The organism is Rhizobium sp. R634, assembly GCF_002211305.1.
Classification (GTDB): Bacteria; Pseudomonadota; Alphaproteobacteria; order Rhizobiales; family Rhizobiaceae; genus Rhizobium.
This window is the reverse complement of record NZ_LOKW01000002.1, coordinates 237036-258129: the sequence shown is the minus strand read 5'-3', so window position 1 is coordinate 258129 and position 21094 is coordinate 237036. Positions and strand designations below refer to the sequence as shown.

Genomic DNA, 21094 nt, shown 5'->3' with positions numbered 1-21094 from the left:
AATCGGTCTAGCGTGTAAGACGCTCACCCTCTCATTGTCACGGCGACAAGAAACCGCTTCATTCCCTGAAAAACCATGCTTACTCATAGCGGCCTGCCACAACAGGAGCCGCTATGGACACCCTCTCCTACGTCACCGTCGATGTCTTCACCTCCACCCGCTTCGAGGGCAATCCGCTTGCCGTCATATCAGATGCGCGCGGTCTGACCGATGCGGCGATGCAGAAGATTGCCACGGAATTCAACTATTCCGAAGTCACCTTCGTCCTGCCGCCTGATGACCCTGAGAATTCCGCCCGCGTGCGCATCTTCACCCCGACGATGGAAATACCCTTCGCCGGCCATCCAAATGTCGGCACCGCCTACGTGCTCGGCCAGCGGGCTGAGCTCTTCGGCAAAGCGGTCGGCGATACACTGCGTTTCGAAGAAAAGGCGGGCATCGTCGAGGTCAGCCTGGAGCGCAGCGGCGGAAGGGTTACGGCCACTGCCATCCGCGCGCCGCAGCCGCTGACGATCGGCGACGCCATCGCAAGGGAGACTGTCGCAGGTTGCATCTCGCTCGGCCCCGGCGCCGTCGTCACGACCACCCATGCCCCGGTCTTTGCGTCCGTTGGTCTCAACTTCGCCGTCGCCGAGCTGAACGGGCTGGAGACGCTCTCCGCAGCCCGCCCGAACCTCGCCGGCTTCCAGGCGGCGGCCGGCCGCCAGACGACCAGCGGCCATGACTTCTCGCTTTTCGTCTATGTCAGGACGCCCGAGGATCCCTGGACCATTCGCGCCCGCATGTTCGCGCCGCTCGACAACGTGCCCGAGGACCCGGCGACGGGCAGCGCGTCTGCCGCCCTCGGCGCCTATCTCGTCTCGCTTGCGCCGCAGACTGACATGCAGGTCCGCATCACCATCGAACAGGGCGTCGAGATGGGCCGCCGCAGCATCATCGCGCTGGATGTCACCAAGTCCGGCGGCATCGTCACCGATGTCGTCATCTCGGGAGGCTGCGTTTCCGTCATGCGCGGAGAAATCACCCTGCGAGACTGACACAGCCGAGCTCAGCTCGGGCCTACATCAGGAAATCGCGCGACAGCAGCGCCACCGACCATATGCCGAAGGCGATCAGCGCGATCTTCCAGAAATCCATCCGGCGCCTGAAGCCGGGAAGCCCGAGCGGCTTGATCACCTGTATCGCCATGGCAAGGATGAGCAGCAAGGCTATCAGCTTTGTCATGCTTTATTTTTTCCGTTTTTCGGAATGCCACAGGACAGACATTTTTCCGCGCGAACAAGAGGACCGCTACACGCCGTAACGGCATTCCGGGGCACAATCAATCATCTTGAGGCTGGGCTGACGCTGCTCTTGCCTTATGTCTTGTCAAATCGCTTAAGACCTGAGTCGGGGAAATGAAGAGAAACCTGCTGTCCGTCGCCGCGCTGCTCTTTGGCACGCTCTTCCTTTTCATGGGCAACGGTCTGCAGGGCATCCTGCTTCCGGTGCGCGGCAATATCGAGGGCTACGCGACGACGACGCTCGGCCTGCTCGGCACATCATGGGCAGGGGGCTTCGTCATCGGCTGCCTTGTGGCGCCGAAATTGGTGCGCCGCGTCGGCCATGTCAGAGCCTTCTCCGGCTTCATCTCGATCATCGCCATCATCGCGCTGGTCAGCGGCATCATCATCGATCCGTTCTGGTGGGTGGTTCTGCGTGCCGTGACCGGCTTCTCCACCGCCGGCACCTCGATGATCATCGAAAGCTGGCTGAACGAGCGTGCCAGCAACGAGAGCCGCGGCGCAATCTTCTCGCTTTATATCGGCATCACGCTGATCGGCGTCGTCGGCGGCCAGATGATGATCCCGCTCGAAGACGTGCGCACGCCGGTGCTCTTCATGATCTGCGGCATCTTCTATTGCATCGCCATGCTGCCGACGACGCTGTCGACCGCCGCTTCGCCGCAGCCGTTGAAGGCGGTGCGCCTCGACCTGCCGGCGCTCTATCGCAACTCGCCGGTCTCCTGCCTCGGCATCCTGCTCGTCGGCATCGCCAATGGCGCCTACGGCACGCTCGGCGCCGTCTTCGGCGCCGGCGCCGGCCTTTCAGACACCAGCATCGCGGTGATGATGAGCGCCACCATCTTCGCCGGCGCCGTGATGCAGCTGCCGGCCGGCCGCCTTTCCGACCGGATCGACCGGCGCTACGTGCTCGCCGCCATGTCGGCGATCGCGGCGCTGGCCGGCCTGCTGATCTTCCTGCTCCATCCGACCTCCGCCGTCCTGCTGATCGGGCTCGTCGTTCTCTATGGCGCGGTGGCGAACACCCTCTATCCGATTGCCGTCGCCCACGCGAACGACTTCGCGGCGGCCGAGGACTTCGTCAAGGTCTCCGGCGGCCTTCTGCTGCTCTATGGCGTCGGCACGGTGATCGGCCCGACGATCGGCGGCCCGGTCATGTCGGTAATCAGCCCGCATGCGCTCTTTCTCGTCACCGCCATCGCCCACTTGCTGATCACCGTTTACGCCATCATCAGAAGCCGCATCCGCGCCGCTGTGCCGGCGAGCGACCGTGACGCCTACACGACGATTCCGACCGGCACCGCGCCGATGCTGACACCGCAAAGCATGTCGCTGGCCGACCGCGGCACCGGCAGCAAGTCTCCCGAAAGCGGCGATCCTGCTGTAAAGTTCGGATAAAACAACCGATACGGATGAATTCAGGCCGGACCGGCCTAAATTCGGAATCCGTATCGCCGAACTTTCGCAACGGAGGAGGAACCATGAGCTTCATCGATGACGACCGGCCGCAAAAGAAAGCCGCCCATGAGATCGGCGCCGATCTCTCCCTGCTTTCGGTGGACGAACTGAAAGCGCGGGTGGAACTGTTGAAGACGGAGATCGCCCGGCTCGAAGCCGAGGCCGCCCGCAAGGCTTCCGGCCGGCAGGCGGCGGAAAGCTTCTTCCGCTCTTGAACTGAGAAAAGCCCGCGGGCGATTTCGCAGGCTGCGTCATCCAGCAAACCAAGGACCTGAGGCGCGGGCTCGAGCGATTCTCAAGGATCGCAATCCGCCCGAGCCGCGAAAACCCATTTAAAAAACAATGGGCTGGATAGCAAAAATGAGCCGGCCTCAAGTCTTACTTCGGCACAATGTTAATAAATTATTAAGCTTTCTAAGATATTACTGTACTCGTCCAGATTTTCTCTGGATTCTCAGACAGTTTTCCAAGCGGTGAATTGGTCTGATTTTTCTCCCTGTTTTACCTTGAGAGCCGCTTTTGCGGCTCTTCTTTTTGCTATGGCCGGCTGCTTTCCACGAAACTGTGGAGATTAACCCTTTCTTAAGAAACGGCTTGCGCAATTGCGCTAATGATACCATTCTTAAAGACATAAAGACCGGCCCGGAAACTTTTCCCATGGCGCCGGCGTTACCTGACCATAAGTAGCTGCGTGCAACAGGGACTATTGCGATGTCGGAAGTTGGAGTGAACACGATCAGTTTTGCAGGCCGCGCCGCTGCATCTTCGCAGTTCAAGGCACTCTATGCGGAAGGCATGTCGCTGGTTGAAGAAACCGCCGCCTATCTCGACGGCCAGGGCCGCGCAGCCTCCAAGGTTCTGCCGCGCATGGCCTCCGTTCTCTACGCCGCGGAATCGATGCGCCTGACCACCCGCTTGATGCAGATGGCCTCCTGGCTGCTGCTGCAGCGCGCCGTCAACAACGGCGAAATGTCTCGCGATCAGGTGCTGGCTGAGAAGAACAAAGTTCGCCTCGACGGCTTCAACGTCGATCGCGCCGCGCCCGGTTGGGGCGACCTGCCGGAATCCTTCCGCGATCTCGTCGAGCGCTCGCTGCGCCTGCAGAACCGCATCGCCCTGCTCGATCGCGAAATCTACCGCCCGTCCGAAGCCGTGATCGTTCCCGACAATCAGAACAGCGTCCAGGCCCAGCTTTCCCTGCTGCAGACGGCCTTCGGCAACAACTGATCCCGAGCTCATAGAATTACAGACGAAACCGGTTGCGCCTGCGCGCAGCCGGTTTTTTATTTGCCGATGAGAGCCGGCATCCCCAAACGCAAAAAGCCCGGTAGAACCGGGCTCTTTTCGAATTCCGTCGGGCAGAAGCGATTAGAGGCCGAGGCCGCCGAAGCGCTTGTTGAACTTGGAAACGCGGCCGCCGCGGTCCATGAGCTGCTGGTTGCCGCCGGTCCACGCCGGATGCGACTTGGAATCGATTTCGAGGTTCATGACAGCGCCTTCCGAACCCCAGGTCGAGCGGGTTTCGTATTCGGTGCCATCGGTCATGACTACCTTGATCACGTGATAGTCGGGATGGATGCCTGCCTTCATAACAATCTTCCTGCGATACCGGAGTTCATTTTGCCGCATGCAGTTGCGGCCAACGAACCGTTTGAATAAATGAAGCCGCAGTCGGATGGCTACGGCTTCCCATTAGGATGCGGTGCCTATACATGAAGGACGCCGCGATAACAAGAGCCAACAGGGCGCATTACGCTGGTCCTGCGGGCGAACGGAGACGATTTGGCAGAACAGGCACGGGCTGAGGAAAACAAAAGGCGGTCGCTGCGGCCGCTCGGCAGGCTGACGCCTTATGTCATGCGTTATCGCGGCCTGGTGGCGGGCGCGCTGATTTCGCTGGCGCTTGCCGCCATCACCTCGCTGGCACTGCCGCTTGCCGTGCGCCGCATGATCGATCACGGTTTCACCCACTCCGATGGTCGCTTCATCAACAGCTACTTCGGCATGCTGATGGTCATGGCCATCGTGCTCGCGGTCGCAAGCGCGCTGCGCTATTATTTCGTCATCACCATCGGCGAGCGCATCGTCGCCGACCTCCGCCGCGATGTCTTTGCCCATGTGACGCGGCTGTCGCCCTCCTTCTTCGATGTCAACCAGTCCGGCGAAATCGTCTCGAGGCTGACCGCCGATACGACGCAGATCAAATCCGCCGTCGGCGCCACCGCCTCGGTGGCGCTCAGGAACCTCATCCTCTGTCTCGGCGCCATGGGCATGATGATCGTCACCTCGCCGAAGCTTTCGAGCCTCGTCATCGGCGCGATCCCACTGATCGTCTTTCCGCTCGTCGCCTTCGGCCGTTCGGTGCGCAAACGGTCCCGCGCCGCCCAGGATACGCTTGCCGAAGCGTCGGCCTTCGCCAATGAGACGGTCGCCGCGACCCGCACCGTCCAAGCCTTCAACGGCGAGCACGCTGCCGAGGTCCGCTACGGCACCGCCGTCGAATCCGCCTATGACGCCGCCCGCGCCGCCATCCGCTCCCGCGCGCTGCTGACCGGCATCGCCATCACGCTGATCTTCGGCAGCGTCGTCGCGGTGCTCTGGGTCGGCGCCCACAGCGTGCTTGCCGGCACGCTCTCGGCCGGCACGCTCGGCCAGTTCCTGCTCTATGCCGTCATATCGGCCGGTTCGCTCGGCGCGCTGTCGGAAGTCTGGGGCGAACTCTCCCAGGCGGCAGGTGCCGCCGACCGGCTGACCGAGCTTCTCGATGAAGTTTCGCCGATCGCCGCCCCTGCCAACCCGGAAGCCCTTCCTTCGCCCAGCCGCGGCCACGTCGAATTTGCAGACGTGCATTTCGCCTATCCCTCCCGCCCCGGCAGATCGGCGCTGCACGGCTTGAGCTTCGCGATTGCGCCCGGCGAGACAGTCGCGATCGTCGGTCCGTCCGGCGCCGGCAAGAGCACCGTCTTCTCGCTGCTGCTGCGCTTCTACGATCCGCAGCAGGGCAGCGTGAAGATCGACGGCGTCGACGCGCGGCTGACGACACCTGACGAACTGCGCCAGCGCATCGCTATCGTGCCGCAGGACGTCACCATCTTCGCCGCCTCGATCCACGACAATATCGCCTTCGGCCGCCCCGGCGCCTCCCGTGACGAGGTCCGCGCCGCAGCGATTGCCGCCCAGGCCGACGAATTCATTGCCCGGCTGGACCGGGGTTACGAGACCGAAGTCGGTGAGCGCGGCGTGACGCTCTCCGGCGGCCAGCGCCAGCGCATCGCCATCGCCCGCGCCATCCTGAAGAATGCGCCCGTGCTGCTGCTCGACGAGGCGACTTCCGCGCTCGACGCCGAAAGCGAGACGCTGGTGCAGAAGGCGCTCGACGGCCTGGTGGACGGCCGCACGACGCTCGTCATCGCTCACCGGCTGGCAACCGTGCTGAAGGCCGACCGCATCCTCGTCATGGACCAGGGCCGCATCGCCGAGGAAGGCACGCACCAGAGCCTGATCCGCCACGGCGGCATCTATGCGCGGCTGGCCCGGCTTCAATTCGATGCCGCCCACGAGGATGTGCTCGCCGCCGCGAAATAGCCGGCACAAGCTCCCGTCGACAACAACTAAAGTTTCATGCCGCCGCACCCTTGCTGCGGTTGCCTTTCGCGCCTCCTGCCCTACCCTCTTCATGCCCCGGGTGGGGATATTGCTGTTGAAATTCCTGGGAGGAGATAGGAATGGCGCTTTCCGATATCACGCGACGCACGGGCCTTGCGCTCGCACTCGGCCTGACCGCTACACTCGGTCTCGGCACGGTTTCCGTCGCCGCTGATTTTCCCGATCATGCGATCACCATGGTCGTGCCCTTCGCGGCCGGCGGCTCGACCGACGTCGTCGCCCGCATCGTCGCGCAGAAGATGTCGGAGGATCTCGGCCAGCAGGTGATCGTGCAGAACGTTGCCGGCGCCGGCGGCAATCTCGGCGCCGGCAACGTCGCCCGCGCCGACCCGGACGGTTACACCATTCTGATGGGCACGGTCGCGACCCACGCCCTCAACCCATTGATCCTGAAATCGACGCCCTACGACCCGGAAAAGGATTTCGCGCCAGTCTCGCTGCTCGTCGTCGTGCCGAACGTGCTGGTCGTCAATCCGGAACTGCCGGCAAAGACCGTGCAGGAATTGGTGGCGCTGCTGAAGGCCGAACCTGACAAATACAGCTATGCCTCCTCGGGCAACGGCACGCCGCTGCATCTGTCCGGCGAACTCTTCAAGAGCATGGCCGGCGTCAGCATGCAGCATATCCCTTATAAGGGCGCCGGCCCGGCGCTGAACGACGTCATCGGCAACCAGGTGCCGATCATGTTCGACAACCTGCCCTCCTCCTCCAGCCACATCAAGGCCGGCACGCTAAGGGCGCTGGCGGTAACCACCGCGGCGCGCGCGCCCTCCTTCCCTGATGTGCCCACGATCGCCGAATCCGGCATACCCGGCTATGAAACCTATACCTGGAACGCGCTTTTTGCCCCGGCCAACACACCGAGCGAGGTGGTGACGCGCCTCAATGCCTCGGCCAACAAGGCGCTCAAGGATCCTGCCGTTGCCGAACGCATGAAGGAATTCAGCGCCACCATCGTCGGCTCGACGCCGGAAGAGCTCGCCGCCCATATGAAGGCCGAACTCGCCAAATGGGGACCGGTCGTCAAGGGCGCGAACATCCAGATGGAGTGATGCCGGCGCTCACCTCTCCTTCGCTTGCGTCCAATCGAAGCGGCGGCAATTGGACGCCATGCAATCCATTTCTAATTAAGGTAGTGGAAAAGCTCACCATTTTGGTCTAGCCTCCGCCAAGCTGATGGTTGGAATTCAGCGTTTTGGGAGACATCAATGTATAAATTCGAAGTCTACAAGGATAAATCAGGCGAATTCCGTTTCCGCTTCAAGGCATCGAACGGCGAGACCATGTTCAGTTCCGAAGGCTACAAGGCGAAGGCATCCGCCCTGAACGCCATCGAATCCATCAAGAAGAACTCGCCCGGCGCCGATATCGTCGATACGACCAAGGCCGAAGCCTGATCAAGGCGGCAGCAGCGGCGTGAGCGCCGCTCTGCCCTTCCGCGCCCACGAGCAACACCGACGCCGATGGGCGCGACTGGCCCAACGGCCGTTTTGTCGTGCAGTTTCCCACCATCCAGCCGGAGCAGCCACGGCCCTCTATGCGGGACTGATCATTTCTCGGTCAGCTTCAGCTCGATGCGGCGGTTGGTGGCGCGGGCATCCGGCGTATCGCCCGGCGCGATCGGCTGGAACTCGCCGAAGCCGGCGGCAACGAGCCGGTCGGCCGGCACGCCCTGACCGATCAGGAACTTGACGACGGAAATTGCGCGCTCCGAGGAAAGTTCCCAGTTGTCGCGGAAGCGGCCGGTTCCGGCAAGCGGCACGTTGTCGGTGTGGCCGTCGACGCGCAGCACCCAGTTGATCTCCGGCGGAATTTCCTTGGCGAGATCGAGCAGCGCCGCGGCGAGCTTGGCCATCTCCGTCTGGCCTTCCGGGTTGAGATCGGCGCCGCCCGAGGGAAACAGGACTTCCGACTGGAAGACGAATCGGTCGCCTACGATGCGGATATTTTCGCGGTCGGACAGGATTTCACGCAGGCGGCCGAAGAAGTCGGAGCGGTAGCGGTTCAGCTCCTGCACGCGCGCGGCGAGCGCCACGTTGAGGCGGCTGCCGAGATCGGCGATCTTGGTCTGCGAGACCCGGTCCTTCTCCTCGGAGGCCTGGAGCGCCGCTTCGACGGCGGCGATCTGACTGCGAAGGGCGGCGATCTGCTGGTTCAAAAGCTCGACCTGGCTCAGCGCCCGCTCGCTCACCTGCTTCTGCTCGTCGAGCTCCTGCGTCATCGCGCCGATCCGCTTCTGCGCCGCATCCTGGCCGCCGGAGCCGGCGCTCAGCAGTGCCTGCAGCCGCGAGCGCTCGCCCTCGGCGGTGGCAAGCGAAGCCTGCAGGTTGGCGACGGAATCCTGAAGATCCTGATTGCTGCCCTTTTCGAGCGCCAGAAGCTGCGTCAGTTCATTGATCTGGCTGTTGAGGCGGTTCAGCACCTCGTCGCGTCCGGTGATCTCGCGGCTGAGGATGAATTGGCCGACGACGAAGACCGTCAGCAGGAACATGATGGCGATAAGCAGCGTCGACAGCGCATCGACGAAGCCCGGCCAATAATCCACCGTGCGTTCGCGGCGGCGGTTGCGGGCAAGAGCCATGGCTTACTTGCCCTCGCTCTTCTCTGTCTGGCTTGCGCGGTCGCGCTGGCGCTCGGTCTTCTCGCCTCCGCGCTCCTGCAGGCCGATGCGTTCGGCCAGCCGGTCGAGCGTGCGGCGCATCGCCTTCGCCTCGTCCTGCTGCGCCTCGATCCAGTCGCGCAGCATCTGCTGCTCGTTGCGCATGTTCTTGACGAGCCCCTGAATACCTTCGGCAAGGCTCGCCATGGCCGCGACGGAACGCTGGCTGCCGACGCCGCCCTCTTCGGAGGCCTTGCGCAGGTACTCGGAGAGCGCGCGCATATCCTCCGAGGAGGAGCCGGAAACGGCCTCGAGGGCCGGCGCCAGATCGGAGCCGACATCGGTGACCGAGGAGAGCCAGTTTTCCAGCTCCATGTAGAAGCGGTTCTGCGCGCGGCCGGCCTGCAGGTCGAGAAAGCCGAGAATGAGCGAACCAGAAAGGCCGAGCAGCGAGGAGGAGAAGGCCTGGCCCATGCCCGAAAGCGGCATGGAAAGCCCCTCCTTCAGCGCCGAGAGCACGTCTCCCGTTCCGTTCGAGCCGGCATCGAGCGACTGGATGACGGTGCTGATCGAACCGATCGTGCCGATGAGGCCCCAGAAGGTGCCGAGCAGGCCGAGGAAGACCAGGAGACCGATCAGATAGCGCGAGACGTCGCGCGATTCGTCGAGACGAGTGGCGATCGAATCGAGGATCGAACGCAGCGCGGTCGTCGACAGCGCCACCGAGCTTTTGCGGCTGCCGATCAGGGCGCGCATCGGCGCAAGCAGCCGCGGATTGCGGTTGACCTTGTCGGCGCTGCCGGCGGCGCGGAAGGAGTTGAACCAGCGCACTTCGGGGCGAAGCGCCAGCACATGGTTGAAAACGAGGATGATCCCGACCGCGAGAACGCCGAGGATCAGGCCGTTAAGGCCCGGATTGTGCATGAAGGCGGTCTGCGTCTGCCGGAAGAGGATGGCGGCGATGAAACCGACGATGACGAGGAAGAGCAGCATCGTCCAGAGGAATGGCATAGGGCTGGAAAGCCTGTGGGCGTAGCCGCCCGTCGTCTTTTCGGTGGAGCCGATCTCCGCCACATTCACATTTTCCATAGGTTCAGCAGCCTCCGAACTCATTGCTGGCGGAGACTAGAGCAACATTGTGCCGAATTGAAGTATGCCGGGCTGAAAACCGTGAGTTTACAACAGACGGATTTTGTCAGCTCACTTGGCAGGGATCGGCCGCTTGATGACCTCGATCAGCGCCTTGTGGATGGCTTCGTTGCCGGCGACGATTGCGCCGCTCTCCAAAATGGCCGTTCCGCCGTCCCAGTCGGTGGCGAAACCGCCGGCTTCGCGGATAAGCAGGATGCCCGCCGCCATGTCCCAGGGGGCAAGCTCCGCTTCCCAGAAACCATCGAAACGGCCGGCGGCGACATAGGCAAGATCGAGCGTCGGCGAGCCGAGCCGGCGGATGCCGGCCACTTCGCCCATCACGTGGCGGAGTTCGACCAGGAACTTGCCGTGATTGCGCTTGCCGAGCGCCGGCACGCCGCAGCCGATGACGCAGTCCGACAGTGCCCGGCGCGCGGCGACGCGCAGACGCCGGTCGTTGAGGAAGGCGCCGCCGCCGCGCTCGGCAGTGAAAAGCTCGTCCGTCGCCGGATTGAAGACGACCGCCGCGACGATCTCGCCATTGCGCTCGAGCGCGATCGAAACCGCAAAGGCCGGAATGCCGTGCAGGAAATTGGTCGTGCCGTCGAGCGGATCGACGATCCAGCGATGCGCGCCGTCCGTGCCCTTGATCTCCTCGCCTTCCTCACCGAGGAAGCCATAGGTCGGACGCGCCTTGAGCAGCTCTTCCCGAACGATCTTCTCGGCCTTGCGGTCGGCGGTGGAAACGAAATCGCCAGGTCCCTTCACGGAAACCTGCAGGTTCTGCACTTCGCCGAAATCACGCCCCAGCGATTTTCCTGCCTTGAGGGCAGCCTGAACCATGACATTGAGAAGAGCTGAACGGGCCATCTGCGCATTTTCCTTGGGACTGATATGAGGCGCGCGCTGCCAGGGGCGGGAAATGTCCCTGAACATGCATGACAGGCAGCGCTGCAAAGATTGGCGGCCTCAAGACCACAAAATCGGGGAAATTTCAAGGGGAGGCGCACATGGCAGACGTGCAGTGTTGCATGCGGTTAATTTATTCTGGACAAATCAGTCCGGAAATGCTAGCAACCCTCCTATGGCACGACATAAGGAATTCGATCGCGACACCGCCCTTCATGCCGCCATCGGCATGTTTTCCGAACATGGTTATGAAGGCACTTCGACGGACCGACTGCTGACGGCGATGAAGATCAGCCGGCAGAGCATGTATGATACTTTCGGCGATAAGCGCGGCCTCTATCTCGAAGCGCTGAAGCGCTATAACGCCGATAGCATCGGCAAGATTCTGGCCGATCTGCGCCGCGAGGCCAAGCCGATCGAAGCGCTGGAAGGCGCACTCGTGGCCTTCGCCTCCCGTCCCGCTGCCGAGGCCCGCCGCGGCTGCCTCGGCGTCAGCGCCATCTGCGAATTCGGCCGCACCGACAAGGAGGTCGCAGCCTTGACCGACAGTGCCGGCCATGCGCTTCGCGCGGCGATGGAGACCTTGCTTGGCGAGGCGCGCAACGCCGGAGACCTCGCAACGGATGTCGACATGGCCGATGCCGTCCACTTTCTCGGCGCCACCCTGTCGGGCATGAAGGTAAGCGCCCGTAACGGCGCTTCGCCCGAAACACTTCGCGGCATCGCACGAATGGCCATCAGAAGCCTCCGCTGACGAAGTAAGGCGCCGGCTGGAATTCGCATGCCCAATTCTAGACTAAATGATCCAAAATAGAAAGGAAGTCTCATGTCTCAATCACTTTCCGGCAAGGTTGCTCTGGTCACCGGCGGCTCGCGCGGCATCGGCGCTGCCATCGTGCGAAGGCTCGCTGCCGACGGCGCCGCGGTCGCTTTCACTTATGCAAGTTCGCAAGACAAGGCGAAGAAGATCGTCGACGAACTGGCAATGGCGGGCAGCAAGACCCTGTCGATCCATGCCGATAGCGCCGATACGAAAGCAGTGCAGCACGCCGTTGAACTGACGGTCGAACATTTCGGCGGTCTCGATATTCTCGTCAGCAATGCCGGCATCCTCATCCTCAACCCGCTCGAGGAATATTCGCTGGAGGATTTCGACCGCATGTTCGCCATCAATGTCCGGGCGGCCTTCGTGGGCATCCAGGCAGCGGCAAGGCATATGAAGCACGGTGGCCGCATCATCACCATCGGCAGCGTCACCGCTGAGCGCAGCGGCTTTCCGACGTCCGCCGTCTACAGCATGACGAAAGGCGCGATCGCTTCCATGACGCGCGGTCTTGCCCGCGATCTCGGCCCGCGCGGCATCACCGTGAACAATATCCAGCCCGGCCCCACCCAGACCGACATGAACCCTCATGAGGATGACCACGAACGGCTCAAGCCGCTGATGGCACTCGGTCGCTTGGGCGAAGACCGGGAGATAGCCGGACTTGCCGCTTACCTCGCGAGCGCCGAAGCCGGCTTCGTCACCGGCGCCAGCCTGACGATCGACGGCGGTTACCTCGCCTGATCCGGGACAAAAAGATAATCCAACCGGCCGCATCCTTCGATGCCGCCGGTTCGGTCCGTTCCGCTCGAAACCGATCTCAGAACCTCTGCTGTGTCAGCATCACTTCACGAGCGATCTGATCGAGCGGAAGGATGCGATCGACGCCGCCTTTGGCGATCGCTTCCTTCGGCATGCCGAATACAATCGAACTCGCCTCGTCCTGTGCTACCGTGTAAGCGCCGGCCTGATGCATTTCCAGCATGCCGCGCGCGCCATCGTCACCCATGCCGGTCATGATGATGCCCATGGCATTCGAACCGGCCGAGCGCGCCGCCGAGCGGAACAGCACGTCGACGGAAGGCCGGTGACGCGACACCAGCGGTCCGGTCTTCACGCTCACATAATAGCGTGCGCCCTGGCGTTCCAGCAGCGTATGTTTATCGCCGGGCGCAATCAGCACATGCCCGCGCAGCACCGGGTCGCCGTCTACAGCTTCCTTGACCTCGACCTCGCAGAGCCCGTTCAGCCGTTTGGCGAAAGCGTCGGTGAATCTCTCCGGCATATGCTGGACGATCACCATGCCGGGCGCATTGGCGGGCAATTCCTCCAGGAATTCGCGCAGCGCCTCCGTACCGCCAGTGGAGGCGCCGACGCAGACGACCATCTCGGTCGTCTTCGCCATCGCCTTTCCCGTCGGCGGCGGCAGCATCGCATCCGCCGTCAACTTCTTGGCCGGCCCCTCGGCCGAAGCGGAGCGGACGGTTCCAGCGGCACGGCGGACGGTGGTAAGCCGTGCATGCGAGGCGCTCTTGACGATTTCGCGAATGCGTATCGCATCATCGGACAGACTGTCGGCGGCTCCGATCTTCGATTTCAGAATGACGTCGACGGCACCGGCCTCCAGCGCCTGGATCAGGGTTTGCGAGCCCGCTTCGGTCAGCGACGAGCACATGACGACCGGGATCGGCCGCTGCGCCATCAGCTTGCGGAGGAAAGTGATGCCGTCCATGCGCGGCATCTCGACATCGAGCGTGATGACATCGGGAACCTCCTCCAGAAGCTTGCGAGCCGCCACGAAAGGGTCGGAGGCCACTCCCATGATCTCGATATCGGGATCCTGCTCCAGCACATGCGTCAGCGTCTGACGGATGCTGGCGGAATCGTCGATGATCAGAACACGGATTTTTTTGCGCATAAATGCCTCTAGATACGCTGGAACACCGTGTTCGAGACCTGCTTCAGCGGCAGGTCGAAGCCGGTGATCGACTCGGAATGGCCGATGAACATATAGCCGCCCTTCGCCAGGCAATCGCAGAGGCGGTTGAGCACGCCGGCCTGGGTCTGCTTGTCGAAGTAGATCAGCACGTTGCGGCAGAAGATGATGTTCATCAAGTCGCCGACCGGATATTTCTCGTCCATCAGGTTCATCCGGGCAAAGCCCACCCTGCCGCGCAGCTTCGGATTTATGCGCACCTCCCTGCGGCCCGGCTGCTTGGCGACCAGCACATATTTGCGCTGCAGATCGCGCGGCACGGGCGCGATCAGGTCTTCCGGATAAATGCCCCGGCGCGCCGTCTGCAGCACGTCGGTGGAAAGGTCGGTGGCAAGCACGCTGTAGGAAACGTCGTTGCGGGTTTCCGCAAATTCCGCCAGCACCATCGCCATCGTATAGGGTTCGGCGCCCGTCGAGCAGGCCGAGCTCCAGGTGCGGATGGTGCGCACGCCGCTATTGGCAATCGTCGGCAGCGCCACCGTCTGCATGTAGTCGAAATGCTTGGCTTCCCGGAAGAAGTCGGTCTTGTTGGTCGTCACCACATCGATCAGGTAGACGGCTTCCTGGGCAAGACCGTCCTGATCGAACAGGAAGTCGCAATAATCGTCGAAGGTTGCATGATTGGTTGCCCGAAGGCGGCGTCGCAGCCGCCCTTCGAGCATCGTCAGCTTGGTCGGCGGCATCTTGATGCCGCTATAGTCGTAGATGAACCGGGCAAGCTTGTCGAAATTGCGCTTGCTGATCCGGTCGCCCGGCAATTGGGTTTCCACCGCTGCTGCCATACTCATAAAACGCAGTACTCCGGGTTGACGCGCGGTCAGGCCGCCGATTGCAATGCCGAGGCGTCCTCGCGCGACAAGAGCCGCGCGAGATCGATGATGACGACAAAGCCGTTTTCACGGCGAACGACGCCGGCAATATAGTCCGAACGCCAGCGCACGCCGATATCGGGCGCCGCCTCGATCTGGTCACGCCGGAACGGCGTGACCTCGAAGACGCGGTCGGCAACGAGGCCCAGTGTCAGCAGCCGGTTTTCCATCGGCACGTCGAGGACGAGCACCCGCGTGTGCGGCGTCGGCTCGGTCTTCGTCATGCCGAGCTTCAATCGAAGATCGATCGTCGGCACGCCCTGCCCGCGCACATCGCGCAGGCCGAGCAGATAGTCGGGACCGTTCGGAATCTTGAAAGCTTCCGCATAGTCGAGGATTTCCCTTACGACCTCAACCGGCACGGCGAAAATCTCTTCGCCGAGGCTGAAGGTCACGAATTGCGCTTCCAGAGATGTTGGAGCCATGTTTAGGCGCTTTCCTTGAATTCGGCGTCCCCATCATCGGGACCACCCATGGAGAGATCGAGAGCGAAGCCCTTTGCCCGCGCTTGCTGGCCAGCGACGCTATTGGCCGCGGGCCTCCTGCCGCCGAGGCTGCGCCCAGTGGCGGGTAGCGGATTGCGGGCCTTCATCCTGGCAGCCGGCACGCGGGTTTGACGATCGCCTGCCGTATCGACCTTGAAGAAGGCGATCGACGTCTGCAGCTCTTCTGCCTGGCTTGCGAGTTCTTCTGAGGTCGCAGATATCTGCTCGGAGGCGCCGGCATTCTGCTGCGTCACCCGATCGAGCTGCTGGATCGCTTCGTTGATCTGGCCGGCGCCGATATCCTGTTCACGGCAGGCGGCGCTGATCTCGGCAACCAGTTCCGCGGTCTTGCGGATATCGGGCACCAGCCGGCCGAGCATGTCGCCGGCGTCCTGGGCAGCCTTGACCGTGTCGCCGGACATCGAGCTGATTTCGGCGGCGGCCGATTGGCTGCGTTCGGCAAGCTTGCGCACTTCCGAAGCGACGACAGCAAACCCCTTGCCATGTTCGCCCGCACGCGCGGCTTCGACGGCGGCGTTCAGCGCCAGCAGGTCGGTCTGGCGGGCGATTTCCTGGACGATGCTGATCTTCTCGGCGATGGTCCGCATTGCCTGTACGGCGCGCGACACCGCTTCGCCGCTCATCTCGGCATCCTTGGCGGACTGACGGGCGATCTTTTCCGTCTGAGCGGCGTTGTCGGCGTTCTGCTTGATGTTGGCGGCCATCTCTTCCATCGAGGCCGAGGCCTCTTCGGCCGAAGCCGCCTGTTCGCTGGCGCCCTGCGAAACCTGTTCCGAGCTTGCCGAAAGCTCCTGGCTGCCGGCCGAAACATTCTCGGCGGCCGCGATCGCATCGGCGACGACACCACGCAGGCGCTCGACCATCTGCTCGAGCGCAATGCCGAGCGTATCCTTCTCCGAAAGCGGCTTCGGCGCCACCATCAGGTCGCCGCCGGCGATCTGCGTAGCGATGTCGGCTGTAGCACGAAGGTTGTCCGTCATGACATTGATCGTGTTGACCAGATCCTTGATCTCGTCGTTGGTCCTGATCTCGACCTTCTGGTTCAGGTCGCCGATCGCGACGGCGCTGGCAACGTTCATGATCTTGCGCAGGCCGCTGTTGATCCCGAGCGCGATCCAAAGCGCAGCGGCGAAAGCAATGACGGAAGCCCCGACCGCTACACCGATCAGCGTATTTTTTGTCGAACTATAGAGGATGTCGGTGTCGTTATCGGCTTGGGCCATCGCTTTCTGCTGAAGCGTGACGAGCGTCTCGAAAACGTCTTCCAGCTCCAGGACGAGGCCGCGAACCTCTCCTGAGGAAAGCGCCACCGCTCCTGCCCTGTCGCCGCCTTCCTGGATAGAGGCAACTCTGTTGGAGCCTTCGTCGAACCGTTTGGCGAGATCGAGCAGCCTGTCCCAACTCGGCTTGCCCTCGGGAGTTGCGAGCTGTTGGCCGCTTGTCACGAACGCGATCATTTCGTCCACGCTCTTCGCGGCATTCTGATAGTCCTTCCTGACGGCTTCGGGATCCATTTCGAGAAGGGCATTTTTCTGCCAGCGGACAGCATCGAGCTCGGCGGTCTTTGCTTCCAGAGCCAGTTCCAGCCTTTTGGCAGGACCGGAAACAAGGTTGCCGACAGCATCGTTCAGTGAACTGAGGCTCAATATTCCATAGGCCGCGCTGCCCACCAGCAACAATATGACAAAGCCGAATGCAGCCGCGAGTTTGAGTTTGATCGTAATACGCATCTCAATATTCCTCTCAGAGAGCGAAGCAATAAATATGGTCCAAGTGGTGCGGCATCATGCAGCAAAGAAATTCCATCCGGCGCAACCGACGGACGACATGAATAAACTTCCGTGTCGCTTCCCCAAGCGCCGAAAGCCTGCGTCACGGGCCATGCTGGCTGGCCCATGACAATTGCGAAGGGAGATTGCGCTGATGCGCTTTCCCCCGGGAGCGCCCTAAGCGCTCTCCCTGAACTCCTCGTCGACCGAGTCGGGGCCGCCCATCGACATGTCGAGAGCAAAGCCCTTCACACGGGCCTGCTGACCGGCAACCGTATTGATCGGCGCCTTGCCGGCCGGCTTGCGCGGTGCTGCCTGCGCCCGGCCACGGGCAGCGACCTTTGCAGCCGGCGCACGCTCGCGGCGTGCCCCTGCCATGTCGACCTTGAAGAAGGCGATCGACGTCTGCAGTTCTTCCGCCTGCGAGGCGAGCTCTTCCGAGGTCGCCGACATCTGCTCGGAAGCGCCGGCATTCTGCTGCGTTACCTTGTCGAGCTGCTGGATCGCCTCGTTGATCTGCGCCGCGCCAATATCCTGCTCGCGGCAGGCCGCACTGATCTCCGAAACCAGCTCGGCCGTCTTGCGGATGTCGGGCACCAGGCGCCCGAGCATTTCGCCGGCTTCCTGGGCGGCCGTCACGGTATCGCTCGACATCGAGCTGATTTCGGCCGCCGCCGACTGGCTGCGTTCGGCGAGCTTGCGCACTTCCGAAGCGACGACCGCAAAGCCCTTGCCGTGCTCACCGGCGCGGGCCGCTTCGACGGCCGCGTTGAGGGCGAGCAGATCGGTCTGGCGGGCGATTTCCTGCACGATGCCGATCTTCTGGGCGATCGTGCGCATGGCATCGACCGCGCGGGAGACGGCCTCGCCGCTGGCTTCCGCATCCTTGGCCGACTGGCGGGCGATTTTTTCCGTCTGGGCCGCGTTGTCGGCGTTCTGCTTGATGTTCGAGGCCATCTCTTCCATCGAGGCGGAAGCTTCTTCGGCGGAAGCAGCCTGCTCGGTGGCACCCTGGGACACCTGCTCGGAACTTGCAGAAAGCTCCTGGCTGCCGGCCGAAACATTTTCGGCGGCCGAGATCGCGTCGGCGACGACGCCGCGCAGCCGCTCGACCATCTGCTCCAGCGCAAGGCCCAAGGCATCCTTGTCGGAGAGCGGCTTCGGGGACACCGTGAGATCGCCATTGGCGATCTGATCCGCGATTCCAGCGGTGGTCCTGAGGTTGGCGATCATGCTCTGCATCGCGATGCCGAGCGTATCCTTGTCCGAGAGCGGCTTGGCGTCGGTCGTCAGGTCGCCCATGGCGATCTGGTCGGCAAGGGCCGCCGTCGCGCGGAGGTTGGCGGTCATGGTGTTGACGGTATCGATGAGATCCTTGATCTCGTCATTGGTCCTGACGTCGACCTTCTGATTGAGATCGCCGATCGCCACGGCGTTTGCGACGCTCGTGATCTTCCTCAGGCCGTTGTTGATGCCGAGCGTGATCCACAAGGCGGCGCCGAGTGCCACGAGCACGGCGATACCCGATGCCGTGGTGAGGATGAGCTTGGTCGAGTCGTAAAGCTCGGTGTTGGCATGGTCGGTCGCCTGCATGCTCTTGCGCTGGATCTCGATCAGGGAAGTGATCGCGCCAGCCATATCGTCGGTCATCACCCTGAGATCGCCGAGCGAAAGCGCCAGCGCGCCTGCTTTGTCGCCCCTTGCGTCGAGCTGCTGCAGCTCGGCGGATTTTTCGCGGAATTTCCCGCCGATCGCCAGCAGCTTCTCCCAATGGACCTTGCCTTCTGCCGTGGCGATGGCAAGGCCGGCGTCAATGGTGTCGAAGAGGGCCTGCAAATTCTGGTCGGCTTCCTTGTAGAAGCCGGCGGCGGTCTCATGATCGGTGGAGAGCAGTGCGTTCTTCTGCGCGCGGATCGCGTTGACTTCGGCAATGTTGGCATTGAGCGCCAGCTCCAGGCGGCGCACCGGTCCATCGATCATATTGCCGCTCGCCTCGTTCAAGGTGCCGAGGCTCAGGCTTCCATAAACTGCGATGCCGATCAGAAGCAGTGTCATGACTGCGAAGGCAAGGCCTAGTTTGAGCTTAATGGTGAAACGCATGTGATACCCCGTTCTATGCGCCAAAACGATTGGATAGAGAGACGTTCCGGTCCAAGGAACGTCGAACTTTCAGAGTGATGTGTCTGAGAGGGGGAAAGCGACTGCATTCACTTCCCGGCAGCCGAACATCCATCGGTCGCTGCGCCAACGCCTACACGCGTTGGGGATATTTCCGCCTCGGGCCACCGGAGCAGCCCGAGGGATCGCATGAGGGGGAAGCGTTTACGCGCTTTCCCTCAGGGGAGTGCTCAAGCACTCTCCCTGAAATCGTCATCGCTGTCGTCAGGACCACCCATCGACATATCGAGAGCAAAACCCTTGAGGCGCTGCTGCTGAGCCGAAACCGTCTGGCCCCGGCCCTGGCTTTGCGCCTGCGGAGCAGGCTTGCGGGAAGCCGCCGGCCCCTTGAGCACCTTGGCCGGGCCTTTCGGCGTCTTCTGGGCGCCAGGTCGCGCGCTGCCTGTCGTGTCGACCTTGAAAAAGGCGATCGACGTCTGCAGCTCTTCGGCCTGGGAAGCGAGTTCTTCCGAGGTCGCCGACATCTGCTCGGAGGCGCCGGCATTCTGCTGCGTCACCTTGTCGAGCTGCTGGATCGCTTCGTTGATCTGCGAAGCGCCGATATCCTGCTCGCGGCAGGCGGCGCTGATCTCGGAGACGAGTTCCGCCGTCTTGCGGATGTCGGGCACCAGGCGACCGAGCATCTCCCCGGCATCGGCCGCGGCCTTGACGGTATCGCCGGACATCGAGCTGATTTCGGCTGCGGCCGACTGGCTGCGTTCGGCGAGCTTGCGCACTTCCGACGCGACCACCGCAAAGCCCTTGCCGTGCTCGCCGGCGCGGGCCGCTTCGACGGCGGCGTTCAGCGCCAGCAGATCGGTCTGGCGGGCGATTTCCTGCACGATGCTGATCTTCTGGGCGATCGTGCGCATGGCGTCGACAGCGCGTGTCACCGCTTCGCCGCTGGCTTCCGCATCCTTGGCCGATTGGCGGGCGATCTTTTCCGTCTGTGCCGCATTGTCGGCGTTCTGCTTGATGTTGGCGGCCATCTGCTCCATCGAGGCCGAGGCTTCTTCAGCGGAAGCAGCCTGTTCCGTGGCGCCCTGCGACACCTGCTCGGAGCTTGCCGAAAGCTGCTGGCTCCCGGAGGAGACGTTTTCGGCAGCCGACAGCGCGTCGGCGACGACGCCCCGCAGACGTTCGATCATGATGTTGACGTTGCTGAGAAGCTCGCCGATCTCGTCATGGCTGGTGATCTCGGCCATCTTCGTCAGGTCGCCTTCGGATACTTCGCGAACCACGGTGTTGGCGCGGCTCAGGCCCTTGCTGATCGTGCTGGCGATCCAGAAGGCGGTAATGGCGGCAATCACCAGTGCGACGGCGGCGACGGCGATCATCGTCGTGCGTGTCGTCGCATACTGCGCGTCGGCGTCGGCGTCGGCGGCCTTCATGCGCTGTTTTTCCAGCGCCAGAATTTCGGCGAGCGTCGAGTCGATATCGTTGGCGGCAGCACGCGCCGCCGTGATGGAGACGGTGTTTGCGCCGTCCGCATTGCCGGCCTTCAAATAGTCGCGGATCTGGTCGTCGGCTGCGTTGAAGGCCTTGGAAAGCTCGGCGATCCGCGCCCAGCGGGCCTTGCCTTCTTCGGTGGCGAGCCCCAGCACATGGTTGAAGGCGTCGCTGAAATCCTTGCGGGCCTGGTCGCCCTTGTCGATCGCACCGGCACTTTCTTCGGGTGTGCGGGCGGTCAGCAGGTTCTTCTGCTGGCGGATGGCCTCGAGCTGCGCGATGTTGATCTGCTGCGCAAGGTCGAGGCGGGCTGCCGGGCCGGCAAGAAGATTGCCGATCGTATCGTTCAAGGATCCGAGGCTGAAAATGCCATAAGCGGCAGTGCCCAATAACATGAGAATAATGAAGGTGAACGCAGTCACCAGCTTCGTCTTGATTGTCAGTTTCATCGTTTTAACCCCCGTTTGGATTCATCCGGC

The 21094-nt window shown here is 62.7% G+C and carries 20 protein-coding genes; 9 read left to right on the top strand and 11 right to left on the bottom strand.

Annotated elements, in window-relative coordinates; all coding sequences use genetic code 11:
• Positions 1 to 113 precede the first annotated feature (113 nt).
• On the top strand, positions 114 to 1037 hold the full coding sequence (locus tag ATY77_RS05450) for a PhzF family phenazine biosynthesis protein (protein ID WP_088686440.1): 924 nt from the start codon (positions 114 to 116) through the stop codon (positions 1035 to 1037).
• Positions 1038 to 1059: 22 nt separating this feature from the next.
• Here ATY77_RS05450 and ATY77_RS32760 read toward each other — a convergent pair whose 3' ends face one another.
• On the bottom strand, positions 1060 to 1224 hold the full coding sequence (locus tag ATY77_RS32760; protein WP_088686439.1) for a hypothetical protein: 165 nt from the start codon (positions 1222 to 1224) through the stop codon (positions 1060 to 1062).
• Between the two features lie 173 nt (positions 1225 to 1397).
• On the opposite strand from ATY77_RS32760, the gene ATY77_RS05440 reads away from it, so the two are divergent.
• From ATY77_RS05440 to ATY77_RS05430, 3 genes are all read left to right on the top strand, one after another.
• Positions 1398 to 2681, top strand: a complete 1284-nt coding sequence (locus tag ATY77_RS05440) for an MFS transporter (RefSeq protein ID WP_088677936.1) — start codon at positions 1398 to 1400, stop codon at positions 2679 to 2681.
• Positions 2682 to 2764: 83 nt separating this feature from the next.
• Positions 2765 to 2956 carry a DUF1192 domain-containing protein gene (locus ATY77_RS05435; protein ID WP_088677935.1) on the top strand — a complete coding sequence of 64 codons (192 nt, stop codon included), beginning with the start codon at positions 2765 to 2767 and terminating at the stop codon, positions 2954 to 2956.
• A gap of 496 nt (positions 2957 to 3452) precedes the next feature.
• Positions 3453 to 3968 carry a DUF1465 family protein gene (locus ATY77_RS05430; protein WP_088677934.1) on the top strand — a complete coding sequence of 172 codons (516 nt, stop codon included), beginning with the start codon at positions 3453 to 3455 and terminating at the stop codon, positions 3966 to 3968.
• 141 nt (positions 3969 to 4109) lie between these two features.
• Here ATY77_RS05430 and rpmE read toward each other — a convergent pair whose 3' ends face one another.
• The gene (rpmE, locus tag ATY77_RS05425; protein ID WP_008533100.1) at positions 4110 to 4331 is read right to left on the bottom strand and encodes a 50S ribosomal protein L31; all 222 of its coding nucleotides are present in this window, start codon (positions 4329 to 4331) and stop codon (positions 4110 to 4112) included.
• 192 nt (positions 4332 to 4523) lie between these two features.
• Between rpmE and ATY77_RS05420 the strand changes: the two genes are divergently transcribed.
• The 3 genes from ATY77_RS05420 to ATY77_RS05410 all read left to right on the top strand — a co-directional run bounded on the left by ATY77_RS05420 (position 4524) and on the right by ATY77_RS05410 (position 7804).
• Entirely contained in the window at positions 4524 to 6326 is a 1803-nt protein-coding gene (locus ATY77_RS05420; protein WP_088686438.1) for an ABC transporter transmembrane domain-containing protein, read from the top strand.
• 140 nt (positions 6327 to 6466) lie between these two features.
• Positions 6467 to 7459, top strand: a complete 993-nt coding sequence (locus tag ATY77_RS05415; protein WP_088686437.1) for a tripartite tricarboxylate transporter substrate binding protein — start codon at positions 6467 to 6469, stop codon at positions 7457 to 7459.
• Positions 7460 to 7615: 156 nt separating this feature from the next.
• Positions 7616 to 7804: a YegP family protein gene (locus ATY77_RS05410; RefSeq protein WP_088677931.1), complete on the top strand. Its 189-nt coding sequence runs from the start codon at positions 7616 to 7618 to the stop codon at positions 7802 to 7804.
• Between the two features lie 152 nt (positions 7805 to 7956).
• Here ATY77_RS05410 and ATY77_RS05405 read toward each other — a convergent pair whose 3' ends face one another.
• From ATY77_RS05405 to ATY77_RS05395, 3 genes are all read right to left on the bottom strand, one after another.
• Positions 7957 to 8988, bottom strand: a complete 1032-nt coding sequence (locus ATY77_RS05405) for a peptidoglycan -binding protein (protein WP_088677928.1) — start codon at positions 8986 to 8988, stop codon at positions 7957 to 7959.
• Positions 8989 to 8991: 3 nt separating this feature from the next.
• A complete protein-coding gene (locus tag ATY77_RS05400; RefSeq protein WP_088677927.1) occupies positions 8992 to 10095 on the bottom strand; it encodes a MotA/TolQ/ExbB proton channel family protein in 1104 nt (367 codons plus the stop codon).
• Between the two features lie 111 nt (positions 10096 to 10206).
• The gene (locus tag ATY77_RS05395) at positions 10207 to 11007 is read right to left on the bottom strand and encodes an inositol monophosphatase family protein (RefSeq protein ID WP_088686436.1); all 801 of its coding nucleotides are present in this window, start codon (positions 11005 to 11007) and stop codon (positions 10207 to 10209) included.
• Between the two features lie 214 nt (positions 11008 to 11221).
• Here ATY77_RS05395 and ATY77_RS05390 point away from each other — a divergent pair, with 214 nt between their 5' ends.
• Together ATY77_RS05390 and ATY77_RS05385 are read left to right on the top strand one after the other, a co-directional pair.
• Complete coding sequence (locus tag ATY77_RS05390; RefSeq protein WP_088686435.1) at positions 11222 to 11800, top strand: TetR/AcrR family transcriptional regulator; 579 nt, start codon at positions 11222 to 11224, stop codon at positions 11798 to 11800.
• Positions 11801 to 11872: 72 nt separating this feature from the next.
• Complete coding sequence (locus tag ATY77_RS05385; RefSeq protein WP_088677924.1) at positions 11873 to 12613, top strand: 3-oxoacyl-ACP reductase family protein; 741 nt, start codon at positions 11873 to 11875, stop codon at positions 12611 to 12613.
• Positions 12614 to 12689: 76 nt separating this feature from the next.
• On the opposite strand, the gene ATY77_RS05380 is transcribed toward ATY77_RS05385, so the two are convergent.
• The 6 genes from ATY77_RS05380 to ATY77_RS05355 form a co-directional block, all read right to left on the bottom strand.
• Positions 12690 to 13787 carry a chemotaxis response regulator protein-glutamate methylesterase gene (locus tag ATY77_RS05380; RefSeq protein ID WP_088686434.1) on the bottom strand — a complete coding sequence of 366 codons (1098 nt, stop codon included), beginning with the start codon at positions 13785 to 13787 and terminating at the stop codon, positions 12690 to 12692.
• An 8-nt stretch (positions 13788 to 13795) separates the two neighbouring features.
• On the bottom strand, positions 13796 to 14653 hold the full coding sequence (locus tag ATY77_RS05375; RefSeq protein WP_088686433.1) for a CheR family methyltransferase: 858 nt from the start codon (positions 14651 to 14653) through the stop codon (positions 13796 to 13798).
• Between the two features lie 29 nt (positions 14654 to 14682).
• Positions 14683 to 15159: a chemotaxis protein CheW gene (locus tag ATY77_RS05370; RefSeq protein WP_009996542.1), complete on the bottom strand. Its 477-nt coding sequence runs from the start codon at positions 15157 to 15159 to the stop codon at positions 14683 to 14685.
• Positions 15160 to 15161: 2 nt separating this feature from the next.
• Positions 15162 to 16970 (bottom strand): methyl-accepting chemotaxis protein, encoded by a 1809-nt coding sequence (locus ATY77_RS05365; RefSeq protein WP_088686432.1) that lies wholly within the window; start codon positions 16968 to 16970, stop codon positions 15162 to 15164.
• A gap of 216 nt (positions 16971 to 17186) precedes the next feature.
• Positions 17187 to 19109, bottom strand: coding sequence for a methyl-accepting chemotaxis protein (locus tag ATY77_RS05360; protein ID WP_088677919.1), 1923 nt, complete (start codon positions 19107 to 19109; stop codon positions 17187 to 17189).
• Positions 19110 to 19357: 248 nt separating this feature from the next.
• Positions 19358 to 21064, bottom strand: a complete 1707-nt coding sequence (locus tag ATY77_RS05355; RefSeq protein ID WP_088686431.1) for a methyl-accepting chemotaxis protein — start codon at positions 21062 to 21064, stop codon at positions 19358 to 19360.
• Positions 21065 to 21094: the final 30 nt, after the last annotated feature.